This window comes from Neotamlana sargassicola (genome assembly GCF_020523965.1).
GTDB lineage: Bacteria > Bacteroidota > Bacteroidia > Flavobacteriales > Flavobacteriaceae > Neotamlana > Neotamlana sargassicola.
The window spans coordinates 17050-30538 of the sequence record NZ_JAJAPX010000005.1 but is presented as its reverse complement, the minus strand read 5'-3'; the positions used below and the strand labels follow the sequence as shown (position 1 = coordinate 30538).

Below are 13489 nucleotides of genomic sequence, written 5' to 3'. Positions count from 1 at the left end.
CTGCGAAAGTACGAAAGATATAAAAGAATGCTTCTGTTTAAAATTGAAGAATTATAACCCTAATTTCCTTTTTGCATCCAAGAAACTAATTCTTCAGGATTAACAATAGACCACGAATGCGGATGGCGTTCGCCATTAGCGCGATATCCTTTGTTTTCCGTTTCAATTAATTCTACATCAATTCCTTTAAATTCAGACTTTAAGATATTACTTAGTTGCTTTAAATAATAGGCATTTAAATCTTCGTAATTGTTTTGTCTTTGTTCTTTCCACCACTGTAAATCGGGTTCGGTATAAAAACGCAATTTTGTATTTTTTAATGCTGAAAGATTTGAAATATTTTTTGTTTGAAATGTAAAAGGTGATTGCTTCTCGTAAACTGCTAAACTATCCTTAGGGTTTCCAAACTCAGCATCGAACAATTGCTTTAAAAACTGAGATTCTTCAACCGAAACTTCGGCGGTATTCAGTTTTAAATTCTTTTCTGCAGTGTTGTATAAAGCCAATAAATCCAAAGGTGAATCAACTACGAAAACACCATCGGGTTGTATACTTTTATTGTTTTTTATAAGATGATTACTAATTAATAAAGCCATGTTACCTCCACTTGAAAAACCACCGAAATAAATAGTTTTAGTAACTAAACTTTGCTTTTTAATTATATTTTGAAGCATCAAAGTTATTTCTTCCTTTTCTTTTTCAGAAAGGAATAGTTTTCTATTTAAATTTAAAGCTAAAACCGAAAAGCCATTTTTCGTAGCTATATCTGCTATTTTAAATTCTGTAAGCGTATTTTCTGCATCGCATGGAAAACAAGGAAACAACACCAAAAGTCCTTTTTCGTTAGGCGATTTTACCAATTGAAAACCATCAGACTTAATTAATTCAGCAGATTGCTCTAAATGCGTTTCGTATCCAGCTTTCTTTTTACAAGAAAACGCTAAAATCAATAATATAACTGTTAAAAAACCCCTACTCATAAAATAATTTTACTGTTTAATAAAACTAACCTCCAAATCGAATTCTGACTCGTAAGTTATTCCATCTTCAGTGATAGTTTCGGTTTCTTGTGCTGTTAAAACCAAACTTGTATTGGTTAACTCTGAAATAGTTAAAACCGTGGTTTCTCCGTTTTCAACAATAGTTAAAACATTGCCATCTTTACTCCAAGTACCACTTCCTAAAAACTCCTGATCATCAATACGTTCGCTCATTGTTTGAAACAAATAAGTTATCGATATTTCAAGACCAAAGGAACCTTCTGTGGTGTAATTATTCGGGTTTTCGGAAAAAGTTAAACTAAAATCCACATCGTAACCTTCGCCTGTTATTGGCGCTGTAATGTTTTGATCTAAAACCTCGAAAGTGGCTGTTCCTGTTGTTTCAATATTTTGGGCAACCCAAGTACCAACTAAATCATCAATATCTTGATTAGAACCGTTTTCAGAATCTCCAGAACAAGACCATAAAAACGAAGATAAAACAACGAATAAAACAACAATTTTTCTCATAAAATAAACCCTGTTTGTTAGGCACGCTAAACTATTGATTTTTATTGTTTTTTAGAAATAAGAAGACAAAAAAACGCAACCAAATTAATGATTGCGCTTTTTAAATCAAGCTTTAAGCTTATTATTTTTGAGATGCTGAAACGAGTTCAGCATGACAGTGTATTTTATTTATACGAAATACCTGTACTTTGACTCTAACTTAAAGATTTTGCTTATACGATTCCGAAACGAGTTCGGAATAAGCGATTCACACACTTTTTACCTTAGTAAAAAGCGGCTCTCTGCTTACTTTACTTCTTCGAAGTCTACGTCTTCTACATCGCTACCTTCGTTAGCATCGCCACCGGCGCTTGCATCTGGTCCTGGTTGCGCGCCTCCAGCTTGTTGTGCTTCGGCTTGTGCTTTGTACATTTCTTCGCTAGCTACTTTCCAAGCTTCGTTAATTTTATCTAAAGCTGGTGTAATAACTGCTAAATCTTTGCTTTCGTAAGCTTTCTTAAGTTCTTCTAAAGCTTCTTCAATTGGCTTTTTCTTATCATCAGATAATTTATCACCAAACTCTTCTAATTGCTTTTCTGTTTGGAAAATCATAGAATCTGCTTCATTTAGCTTTTGTGCCGTTTCTGCAGCAGCTTTATCCGCTTCAGCATTAGCTTCAGCATCAGCTTTCATTTTCTCGATTTCTTCCTCAGTTAATCCAGAAGACGCTTCAATTCTAATATCTTGTTTTTTACCAGTCGCTTTATCTTCAGCAGATACTTTAATAATACCGTTTGCATCAATATCGAAAGTTACTTCAATTTGTGGTGTACCACGACGTGCTGGTGGAATACCATCTAAGTGAAAACGTCCAATAGTTTTATTATCGGCAGCCATAGCTCTTTCACCTTGTAATACGTGAATTTCTACAGAAGGCTGATTATCGGCCGCTGTTGAGAATACTTGCGATTTTTTGGTAGGAATAGTTGTATTTGCCTCGATTAACTTAGTAAATACATTACCCATAGTTTCAATACCAAGAGATAAAGGTGTTACATCTAAAAGTAATACATCTTTAACATCTCCTGTTAATACACCACCTTGTATACCAGCACCTAAAGATACAACCTCATCTGGGTTAACACCTTTACTTGGCGCTTTACCAAAGAATTTTTCTACGGCTGCTTGTACCGCAGGAATACGTGTAGAACCACCTACTAAAATTACCTCATCAATATCAGATTTCGATAAACCTGCTGCTTTAAGTGCAGACTCACAAGGCTCGATAGTACGTTTTACTAAATCGTCAATTAATTGCTCGAATTTACTACGTGTTAACGTGCGCACTAAGTGCTTTGGTCCGCTAGCAGTAGCCGTAATATATGGTAAGTTAATTTCTGTTTGTGCAGACGATGATAATTCAATCTTCGCTTTTTCAGCAGCTTCTTTTAAACGTTGTAAAGACATTGGATCTTTACGTAAATCCATGTTTTCTTCAGCTTGAAACTCATCGGCTAACCAGTTAATAATTTTTTCATCAACATCGTCACCACCTAAGTGAGTATCACCATCTGTAGATAATACTTCAAAAACGCCATCACCTAATTCTAAAATAGAAACGTCATGTGTACCACCACCAAAATCAAATACTACAATTTTTTGGTCCGATCCTTTTTTATCTAAACCGTAAGCTAAAGCTGCAGCCGTAGGTTCGTTAATAATACGCTCTACTTTTAAACCAGCAATTTCACCAGCTTCTTTAGTAGCTTGACGTTGGCTATCGTTAAAATAAGCAGGTACTGTAATTACCGCACGACTTACATCGGCACCTAAGTAATCTTCAGCTGTTTTTTTCATTTTTTGTAGCACCATCGCACTTAATTCTTGTGGTGTATATAAACGACCATCAATATCTACACGAGGTGTATCGTTATCTCCCTTTACAACTTTGTAAGGTACACGTTCTGCTTCGTTTTTAGACTCAGAGTATTTATTACCCATAAAACGTTTAATAGAATAAACCGTTTTTGTAGGGTTAGTTACCGCTTGTCTTTTTGCAGGGTCACCAACTTTAATTTCGCCTCCTTCAACAAAAGCAATTACAGATGGTGTTGTTCTTTTTCCTTCTGCATTAGGTATTACAACAGGCTCGTTACCTTCCATTACCGAAACGCAAGAGTTTGTTGTTCCTAAATCAATTCCAATAATTTTACTCATAATGTTTATTTGTGTTTTATATATTTCCGATTTAACGGAAAACATTTATTCATTTTTAATTTCGGTTAATATTAGTCAATCATTATGCCAACCAAAAAATACTGACACACTGTCATATTTAGCTATTTAAAACTGCTATTTGGGCGTTACCCCGCATTGGGCGGGGTCAGGCTATCCGTTACAAGTCCTCGCTACGCTGTGGGCTTTCCACTACTATCCTTAACGCGGGCTTCATAATTAACATTAAATAATATTGTACGCCTTTAAAATCCGTATATATTTGTTATTACAATTAAGGTGTTATTTTATGGAATGTATCTCTGTTTTCGATATGCTTAAAATTGGCATTGGCCCTTCTAGTTCGCACACGTTAGGTCCTTGGCGTGCTGCCGAACGTTGGATTAACAAACTAAAAGAAAAAAACACATTTCAGAACGTAGATAAAATTACCGTAAACCTTTACGGTTCGTTATCACTTACCGGTAAAGGTCATGCCACAGATTATGCTGTTATGCTCGGGTTAAGTGGTAAAGATCCGGTAACCATTCCACCAGAAAACATTCATACTATTGTAAATAGCATTAAAGAAACCAAGACTATAAATTTTGGCAACGAAAAAGTATTGTCTTTTAACCCTGAAATCGATATTATTTTTAATAAAGAGTTTCTACCCTTTCATGCCAATGGCATGAGTTTTACAGCGCATATTAATGGTAAAAAACAAACCAAAAAATACTATTCAATAGGTGGTGGGTTTGTGGTAAAGAAAAAACGCAAAAACGCAAAAAAGAATATTGAAATAAAATGCAGCTTTCCTTACCCAATAGATAAAGGTACAGAACTCCTCAATTTTTGTAAATTATTAAAAATGTCAGTTTCTCAAGTGGTTTTAGAAAACGAAAAATCGCTTAAACCAGAAAAAGATATAGATAAAGAGCTACAAGATATTTGGCATGTTATGCTAGAATGCATGTACACGGGTTGCCACACCGAAGGCACATTACCTGGCGGGTTAAACGTAAGGCGTCGTGCGTTCGATATGCATAAAAATCTTATCGGCACTAAACCATATACTAATGGCACAGAATGGATTTACACCATTCGAGACACAAAAGTAAAGTTCAGACAAATTTTTAAATGGGTAAGTTGTTTTGCTTTGGCTGTTAACGAAGTTAATGCATCGCTTGGTCGTGTGGTTACCGCACCTACAAACGGAAGCGCAGGCGTAATTCCTGCCGTTTTAATGTATTATTTAGTTATAGAAAACCACGACGGAAATTTTGAAGACATTAAAAAGTTCCTATTAGTTGCAGGCGAAATTGGTAGCATATTTAAAAAAGGTGCAACTATTAGTGCCGCCATGGGTGGTTGTCAAGCCGAAATTGGCGTATCGTCTGCTATGGCTGCAGGAGCACTTTGCGAACTTTTAGGTGGCTCACCAGAGCAAGTTTTAATTGCTGCCGAAATTGCAATGGAACATCATTTAGGTTTAACCTGCGATCCTATTGGTGGTTTGGTACAAATACCATGTATTGAGCGCAATGCTATGGGCGCTATAAAAGCTATAAATGCTGCAGAACTTGCACTAGATACCTCGCCAGAAAACATAAAAGTGCCTTTAGATAAAGTGGTTTCTACCATGTGGGAAACCGCCAAAGACATGAACACTAAATATAAAGAAACCAGCGAAGGTGGTTTAGCTGTTGGTGTTAACTTAACCGATTGCTAATATTTTAATAAACCCATATTAAAATTTAAAATTCAAAAAAGTTTCAGCTATTAATTTATTACTTTAGCATCTCCAAAAAATAATACAAAATGTCTACAGCTAAAAAAGAATATAAACGCATTACCGTAAAAACATTGGTTGATATGAAAGCCAATGGCGAAAAAATTTCTATGCTAACTGCTTACGATTATACCATGGCCAAAATTGTAGATGGCGCAGGTATAGATGTTATTTTGGTTGGTGATTCGGCTAGTAATGTTATGGCAGGCCATGAAACCACTTTGCCTATTACATTAGACCAAATGATTTACCATGCATCTTCTGTTGTAAGAGCTGTAAATCGTAGTTTAGTGGTTGTAGATTTACCTTTTGGAAGCTACCAAAGCGACCCTAAAGAAGCGTTGCGTTCTGCGATTAGAATTATGAAAGAAAGCGGCGGGCATGCCGTAAAGCTTGAAGGCGGAAAGGAAATAAAAGACTCTATAAAACGTATTTTGAATGCAGGAATTCCTGTTATGGGGCATTTAGGTTTAACACCACAATCTATTTATAAATTTGGGACTTATACCGTACGAGCCAAAGAAGAAGCTGAAGCTGAAAAATTAATTGAAGATGCTAAAATGCTAGAACGTATTGGCTGTTTTGGTGTGGTTTTAGAAAAGATTCCTTCCAATTTGGCTAAAAAAGTGGCAGAAAGTATTAGCATTCCTGTAATTGGTATTGGTGCTGGTCCAGATGTTGATGGTCAAGTTTTAGTATTGCATGATATGATTGGAATGACACATGAATTTAATCCGCGTTTTTTACGTCGCTATTTAAATTTATTTGATGATATGACGGATGCCATCGCACAATATGTTGATGACGTTAAAACTAGAGATTTCCCTAACGATAGCGAGAAGTATTAGTTCGTTATTACTTGTTAGTTGTTAGTTGTTAGTTGTTAGTTGTTAGTTGTTAGCGACAATATTTCTTTATTTGTGATAAAAAAAACACTTTCGAATAAAAATAACCTAAAGGTACTTTACGAAGATAATCATGTTATTATTGTAAATAAGCGTGCTGGCGATATTGTTCAGGGAGATAAAACTGGCGATAAACCACTTAGTGATGTTGTAAAAGAATATATTGCTGAAAAGTATAACAAACCTGGAAATGTTTATTTGGGGGTTGTACATAGGTTAGACCGACCAACCACTGGCATTGTTGTTTTTGCCAGAACAAGCAAAGCTTTACCACGCCTTAATAAGTTGTTTGCCCAAAAAGATGCTAAAAAAACATATTGGGCTGTAGTTAAAAACGAACCGCCAAAATCAAAAGACACTTTAATACATTGGTTGAAAAAGAATCCTAAAAACAATAAATCTTACCCACATAATAAAGAAGTTAAAGATAGTAAAAAAGCCATTTTACATTACGAGCTTATAAAAAAGTTAAACTCTTATTTTCTGCTTGAAATAAACTTAGAAACTGGTCGTCATCACCAAATACGAACACAATTAGCTTCAATTGGATGCCCTATTAAAGGGGATTTAAAATATGGTTTTGATAGAAGTAATAAAGATGCTAGTATTCATTTACACGCACGCTATTTAGCCTTTGAACATCCTGTAAAAAAAGAACCTTTATTTATTGAGGCACCATTACCTAATGATGCACTTTGGGAGGCTTGTTTGTAATCTTTAATATTTTAAATTGCAACCAGACTAGAAAACTAAACGTAATGTCGCACTGAGCGCAGTCGAAGTGCTTTTTATTTCTGAAACAATATAAATTACTTCATTGGGTTTCGACTGCGCTCAACCTGACACTTGAACTTAACAACTTTAAACTAAACGCAATGTCTCACTGAGCGTAGTCGAAGTGCTTTTTTACCTAACAATTATATAAATTACTTCTAGTGGGTTTCGACTGCGCTCAACCTGACATTTGAATTTTACAACATTAAACTAAACGCAATGTCTCACTGAGTGTAGTCGAAGTGTTTATATACTTTAAAGCATTACACCTAATCACCTTTATACTTAAAATGAGTAGCATTTCTACATTCAGATAAAATTTGCAACATATCAAAATCACCTTTTATTAATGCTTCTTTTTTTAACCTTGACCATTTTTTGATTTTCTTTTCAAAATAAATTGCCTGAAGAACATCATTAAAAGATTCAGAAAAAACAATTTCTAGAGGTCTTCTTTTATAAGTATAACAATCTCTTTTTATACCATTTTGATGTTCTAAAAATCTTCTTTCTAAATTATTAGTTATACCAGTGTAGTATGAACTATCAGAACATTTAAGTATGTAAACTTGGTACGAAAACATATTCTCTTTATTTGTTATATAGATATTAGTAATTAGGGTTTCGACTGCGCTCAACCTGACAACCGAACTTAACAACTTTAAACAAACGTAATGTCTCACTGAGCGCAGTCGAAGTGCTTTTATAACTAACAATTATATAAATTACTTCTAGTGGATTTCGGCTGCACTAAACCAAACAGCATCATAAATAAACAACATTAATCAAACGGATAATTAATAACCATTTTAACGCCTTCGTTAGGTTGAGAAGTAATATTTAAGTTGGCATTAACAAGGTTCGCTCTACTCTTCATATTCAATAGCCCCGCTCCCTTTTTAACTGTATTTACTCCAAAACCTATTCCATCATCTTCAGCAGTTATGGCTAAACACTCTTTGGTATAATTAAGAGTAACAGTTAAATTTTCGGCTTCAGAATATTTAACTGAGTTAGATAAAAATTCTTGTAAAATTCTAAAAATAATTATTTCGTGCTTTCTGTTTTTAAACTCAATTTTATCACCAAATACTTTTAATTCCGCGGAAGCGAACTTCATCTTTTTTAAACGCTTTAACTCGTTACTGATAGATTTTTCGAAACCAACATTTAAAATAACCTCATTATTTAAAGTTCTAGATAGCTGTCTTACTTCATGTAAGCTTTGACTTAATGCTTCGGTAGTATCTTTAAACTTATCTTTTAACTCATCACCAACCTGCATTTTTAAAATACTTAGTTGCATATTAGCAAACGACAATAATTGCCCGACATTATCGTGCAATTCCCAACCAACATTTTTTAATGTTTGCTCTTGAGTTTCGGTTTGGGCTTGGGCAATTTCTTCCTCAAATTCTTGCTGCTGCTTTATTTTATCAAGCAGTAACTTATTTTTACGCTTTTGAAAAACCACAAAAAACACAATAACCAAAGAGGTAATAATAACCAAAACACCTACCATATACATAAGTAAATAACGCTCGGAAGCAGTACTAGCTATACGTTCTGTGGTTTGCATCATAATAAAGTAAAATTTAAATACTTAAAAATATTAGTCATCATACAAATTTGTCTTTTTAAAAATACATAATTACAATAGGACGTGGCGGTATAACAATAAAAAAATGAAAATAAGTTATAATAATCAACCTAAAAAGCAGAAAAAATTCACGTTTTTATTAAGCTCCTAACAAAATTTATAATGTTGTAATGATTTTGTAAAAAAGGCTTTTTTTTCTATTGCTAGTCTATGATATCTGGCTTGCAGTATATTATTGCAAAACTAAAAGTAAGGTACATACATAAATTTGCAAACAAGTAAATTTCCCATTTTAAGAAAATAAAATCCCAATCTCTGTTGGAATTATAAATATCATAAAAAACTATTGGCGTAACGATTAACCACCATATAAAAATAGCCGAACTTATGTAAAAATTTAAAGACTTATTAAAGGTTAAAATTCTATCGCTTTGCAAAACCTCGAAAAAATAAAAAATTGTACATAAAAATATAATAAAAGCCCCTATAACGTCTATTATTGGAAAATATCGCTTAAAAAAATCGCCCCAATGTGTTAATACATAAACAACTGAAAATAGAAAAAATATAATCCCAGAATATTTAATAATTGCTTTTAATTGTTTGCTTTTAATAATTTTATAAAAATAAAACGCAAAGAATATAATTGCACCTATTTTCCAAAATATTGTAGACCACCAATAGTTACTAACCAATACAGTTCCTTCTAAAAAACTAAAAAAACCATCGTTACGTACGTAGTAAACATATGTACTTATAAAATCACAAACAGAAAGGTATACCAAAAACCATAGAAAATATTTAGCTACTGTAGATTTATACTTTTTATAAAATAACAAACCTATTATAGCGGATAAAAACTCCACTGATAATGAAATAGTTAGGTAATGTTCTAATAAAAAATCTTTCATTTAATTCACGTAAATAGGCATATTGCCTACCAATTGGCTTTAATAAGCATAGGGAATAAAACATGGTTATAGTTGAAAAAGAAAAACAACTTAGCATGAAGCTTTTTTAACAAGGTTTATATCCCAACAGCTAAATTAGTTTCTTTAAAGTATTTTATTTCGCAGTAAATAAACACTTAAAAAAGGTCATATCTATTCTTTAATTTGGATATCCATTATTTCCTCCTGATGCATTATTTAAAGGCGGAACAGGAATATCGCCATCTGTAGGTGGCAAGATTATATTTAAACTACTCGCTTTAAAAACTTTTTTGGGACCTGTAGGCACAATAAACATAGTGTTCCTATTTTTTTTTGATGGTTTAGAATCTTTACCGTAGTTCCCTAAATACACACGAACACCTGTCATGGTATAACCCAAAGTATCTGATTCTGCCTGAGCATAAGCTAAATACTGGTTAATCTCATCTAAAGACCACCACACCGACCGTGTTTTTTTTCTGGAACCATCCACCTCTAAAACAACATCTATTTCTGTTATATTATTATTTGCCCAATTATCGCTTAATTTAGTAGCTTCTGCAACCGATATGGTATCTTTCGGTGCTTTAGGCATTGTATTTTCAGGGGTACCAACAACGCATTGTTTGGGGCAAAAAAAATAGGTTAAAATTGCACCTATTATTAAACCCAAAATGAGGTAAAATATTTTTTTCATAACGTTATCGTTTTAATTGTATGCTCGCTAAAAGTAATAAAAACTTTTAAAATGTATATTATTTTTCACTACGTAGGAAACCCCAACATTTCCCCTAACCCAACAGTAAACAACCAACACCCGTAAATGGCATGCTCGACAGACACTAAAACTGTAGATTTCGTTTTTACAAAAGTTATTGCAAACAACAATCCGCCAATAAAGGTAAACAACAATACCAAAGCATTTTTAAAAAAAATATGACCTAAACTAAACACCAAGGCATTAATAAAAATTAAACCTTTTGTATTACTAACTAAATCGGAATATCGCACATGGAAAAACGTACGATACAATAACTCTTGCGGGTAAACCGAAAACAAGCTATAAACGAATAAAATAACAAGCCACATTTTTGGTTTGTTTAAAACGACTTGAAATAATAACGATTTGTTAGTTATATAAACGAAAAACGTTGTTAAAACAGCAATAACAAAAAACTTTAATAGGGTTACTTTCCAGAACTTATACCAATTAAGATGCTTGTTAATTGTAAATTCTTGATTTTCAATTTTTAATAACATATAAATTACATAAGCAAAACCAACAACCCCCAAACCTAATTTTACATAAACAGCATATGGAAAAATAAAACTTACAGGAAGTAAAATAAAAATAATAAAAAACTCGCAAGTTTTATAGAGTTTAGACTTCATAATTTACAATTTACAACTTGTTTAAGTTACAACTTAAAATTCAATATGTAGGGCTCTTGGTTATAATGAACACGATATTTTGTAATACTCGCATTTATTACTTCAATATTTTGTTCTTTTAAATCTTTTAAAACCGAATAACTGTAGAGTGCTTAACTTCATTAATAACAAACATACTGCGTGTACTTCCAATATGGCTAATAGTAGTAAGTTTAGTTACCATAAATACTCTAAACGCCTCCATATCTTTAACTAAAACCTTAAGTAAATAATCGTAATCGCCACTTAAATGATAACACTCCAAAATTTCTGGAATTTTAGCAACTTCCTGTTCAAATTTCATGACATAATCTTGAGTATGTTGCACCAATTTAACATGACAAAACACCACAAAATTTTTATCAACTTTTTTCTTATTTATTAAAGCCACATAACCATTAATAAAACCAGCGCGTTCCATTTTTTTTATGCGCTCGTAAACCGCAGTAACCGATAAATTAAGTTTTAAAGACAGTTCTTTATTAGTTTGTTTACTATCGGTTTGTAGTAGCTCAAGTAGTTTTTTGTCTGTTTTGTCAAAAATCATAAGTGATAATTATTCTAAAAAAAATCAAAATCGATATTTGATTAGATAAATTTATTAAAAATACGCAAAAATACCGATTTATTTTCCAAAATAAATAACAAATATTGATTATTAAACTAAATAGCCTGAATTTTGATTACATTTTTAGTTTAACTTCAAGGTTTATGTTATTCTGATTAATTTCAGGATAACATAACACGAAGTTTTTTTTACCATTATATAGTTTACCAATACAGTATTTGTATCAAAAACGAATCAGCTTCAATAAGACAAAAAACAACTCGCATGACTTTTAAACCCGCAAATAACATACAGGACTTACAATATTTTGGTGAATTTGGAGGAGTAAACCCTTCTATATCCGATTCATCAACCTACACCTTTTTATCGGCTAAAACGATGTTCGACACGTTTGAAGGTAACGCAGATGGCTGTTATTTATATTCGAGGCACTCATCACCTTCAAATTTATATCTAGGCGAAGCTTTAGCTGCTATGGAAAGCACCGAAACGGCACACGTTACTGCATCGGGAATGGGAGCGATAACAGCAGTATTAATGCAGCTTTGTGCTGCTGGAGACCATATAATTTCTAGTAGAACTATTTATGGCGGCACTTACGCCTTTTTAAAAAACTTTACGCCAAAATTAAATATTGAAACTTCGTTTGTAAATATTACCAATCTAAAAACGGTTGAAGCTGCTATTACTCCAAAAACAAAGGTGTTATATTGCGAATCGGTTAGTAATCCCTTATTAGAAGTTGCAGATATAAAAGCCTTATCGGAAATTGCAAAAAAGCACAACTTAAAACTTGTAGTAGACAATACTTTTTCTCCCCTTTCCATATCCCCCAGCATTTTAGGAGCCGACGTTGTATTGCATAGTTTAACAAAATTTATAAATGGTACTAGCGATACTGTTGGTGGCGTAATTTGCGGCTCTCAAGAATTTATAAATGCTTTAAGAAATGTAAACGATGGAGCAGCTATGTTGTTAGGAAGCACAATGGATAGTTTACGAGCAGCCTCTGTATTAAAAAACTTGCGTACACTGCATATTAGAATACAACAACATAGTAAAAATACATTGTATTTAGCTGAAAAATTTGAATCTGATGGCTTAAAAACGGTATATCCAGGATTAAAATCACACCCTTCCCACGAGCTATTTAAAAACATGATGAACAAACAATATGGTTTTGGAGGAATGTTAACCATTGACGTTGGCTCCTTGGAAATGGCGAATAAACTCATGGAACTCATGCAGCAAAAAAACTTGGGATATTTAGCCGTAAGTTTAGGGTTTTATAAAACCTTGTTTAGTGCTCCTGGCACATCTACCTCATCGGAAATACCTGAAACAGAACAAAAAGAAATGGGTTTAAGTGATGGTTTAATACGATTTTCAATTGGATTAGATGCAGATATCGAGCGAACCTACACCATGATGAAAGCTTGCATGCGTGAACTAAAAATTAATCTAAAAGATTAATTTTATCGGTTAATTCTACAATATCGTTTTGTAGTTTCATTTTCATTTGTTTCACCTCAGAAAGCTGATCGGTCTTTAAATTTAACGTTAGTTTTTCTTCTAAAAAACTTAAAAAATCAAGCATTTTTAAATTCGACTTTAAATGGTTTTTGTAAAGCGTTAATAACTTATTAGATTGTACCTCAATTTCGTTGATTGTGTTTCTTTCTTTTAAAAAGTCATTCAGACCTAATGACATATCATCTTTCTCTTCCAAACCAAATGCATTTATACCACAAATTACCTGAGATTTTTCAGGCAAAGGCATATA

14 protein-coding genes are annotated in these 13489 nt (G+C 32.9%); 4 read left to right on the top strand and 10 right to left on the bottom strand.

Annotation, left to right across the window (positions count from 1 at the left end; genetic code table 11):
- Positions 1 to 59: 59 nt before the first annotated feature.
- From LG651_RS12100 to dnaK, 3 genes are all read right to left on the bottom strand, one after another.
- The gene (locus tag LG651_RS12100; RefSeq protein ID WP_226696387.1) at positions 60 to 980 is read right to left on the bottom strand and encodes an alpha/beta fold hydrolase family protein; all 921 of its coding nucleotides are present in this window, start codon (positions 978 to 980) and stop codon (positions 60 to 62) included.
- Positions 981 to 989: 9 nt separating this feature from the next.
- On the bottom strand, positions 990 to 1511 hold the full coding sequence (locus LG651_RS12095) for a lipocalin family protein (protein ID WP_226696386.1): 522 nt from the start codon (positions 1509 to 1511) through the stop codon (positions 990 to 992).
- A gap of 285 nt (positions 1512 to 1796) precedes the next feature.
- Complete coding sequence (gene dnaK / locus LG651_RS12090; RefSeq protein WP_226696385.1) at positions 1797 to 3707, bottom strand: molecular chaperone DnaK; 1911 nt, start codon at positions 3705 to 3707, stop codon at positions 1797 to 1799.
- 307 nt (positions 3708 to 4014) lie between these two features.
- On the opposite strand from dnaK, the gene LG651_RS12085 reads away from it, so the two are divergent.
- From LG651_RS12085 to LG651_RS12075, 3 genes are all read left to right on the top strand, one after another.
- Entirely contained in the window at positions 4015 to 5436 is a 1422-nt protein-coding gene (locus LG651_RS12085; RefSeq protein WP_226696384.1) for an L-serine ammonia-lyase, read from the top strand.
- An 89-nt stretch (positions 5437 to 5525) separates the two neighbouring features.
- On the top strand, positions 5526 to 6344 hold the full coding sequence (gene panB, locus LG651_RS12080; protein ID WP_226696383.1) for a 3-methyl-2-oxobutanoate hydroxymethyltransferase: 819 nt from the start codon (positions 5526 to 5528) through the stop codon (positions 6342 to 6344).
- Between the two features lie 75 nt (positions 6345 to 6419).
- Positions 6420 to 7115: an RluA family pseudouridine synthase gene (locus LG651_RS12075; protein WP_226696635.1), complete on the top strand. Its 696-nt coding sequence runs from the start codon at positions 6420 to 6422 to the stop codon at positions 7113 to 7115.
- Positions 7116 to 7444: 329 nt separating this feature from the next.
- On the opposite strand, the gene LG651_RS12070 is transcribed toward LG651_RS12075, so the two are convergent.
- The 6 genes from LG651_RS12070 to LG651_RS12045 form a co-directional block, all read right to left on the bottom strand.
- Positions 7445 to 7759 carry a GIY-YIG nuclease family protein gene (locus LG651_RS12070; RefSeq protein WP_226696382.1) on the bottom strand — a complete coding sequence of 105 codons (315 nt, stop codon included), beginning with the start codon at positions 7757 to 7759 and terminating at the stop codon, positions 7445 to 7447.
- Between the two features lie 197 nt (positions 7760 to 7956).
- Positions 7957 to 8757 (bottom strand): sensor histidine kinase, encoded by an 801-nt coding sequence (locus LG651_RS12065; protein ID WP_226696381.1) that lies wholly within the window; start codon positions 8755 to 8757, stop codon positions 7957 to 7959.
- 221 nt (positions 8758 to 8978) lie between these two features.
- Positions 8979 to 9686, bottom strand: coding sequence for a hypothetical protein (locus LG651_RS12060; protein ID WP_226696380.1), 708 nt, complete (start codon positions 9684 to 9686; stop codon positions 8979 to 8981).
- A gap of 199 nt (positions 9687 to 9885) precedes the next feature.
- On the bottom strand, positions 9886 to 10404 hold the full coding sequence (locus LG651_RS12055; RefSeq protein WP_226696379.1) for a hypothetical protein: 519 nt from the start codon (positions 10402 to 10404) through the stop codon (positions 9886 to 9888).
- A 68-nt stretch (positions 10405 to 10472) separates the two neighbouring features.
- Positions 10473 to 11099: a CPBP family intramembrane glutamic endopeptidase gene (locus LG651_RS12050; RefSeq protein WP_226696378.1), complete on the bottom strand. Its 627-nt coding sequence runs from the start codon at positions 11097 to 11099 to the stop codon at positions 10473 to 10475.
- Between the two features lie 127 nt (positions 11100 to 11226).
- Positions 11227 to 11685 carry an Lrp/AsnC family transcriptional regulator gene (locus LG651_RS12045; RefSeq protein WP_226696377.1) on the bottom strand — a complete coding sequence of 153 codons (459 nt, stop codon included), beginning with the start codon at positions 11683 to 11685 and terminating at the stop codon, positions 11227 to 11229.
- A gap of 285 nt (positions 11686 to 11970) precedes the next feature.
- Here LG651_RS12045 and LG651_RS12040 point away from each other — a divergent pair, with 285 nt between their 5' ends.
- The gene (locus tag LG651_RS12040; RefSeq protein ID WP_226696376.1) at positions 11971 to 13179 is read left to right on the top strand and encodes an aminotransferase class I/II-fold pyridoxal phosphate-dependent enzyme; all 1209 of its coding nucleotides are present in this window, start codon (positions 11971 to 11973) and stop codon (positions 13177 to 13179) included.
- On the opposite strand, the gene LG651_RS12035 is transcribed toward LG651_RS12040, so the two are convergent.
- Entirely contained in the window at positions 13163 to 13486 is a 324-nt protein-coding gene (locus LG651_RS12035; RefSeq protein ID WP_226696375.1) for a hypothetical protein, read from the bottom strand. The two genes, LG651_RS12040 and LG651_RS12035, sit on opposite strands and share 17 nt — an antisense overlap.
- Positions 13487 to 13489: the final 3 nt, after the last annotated feature.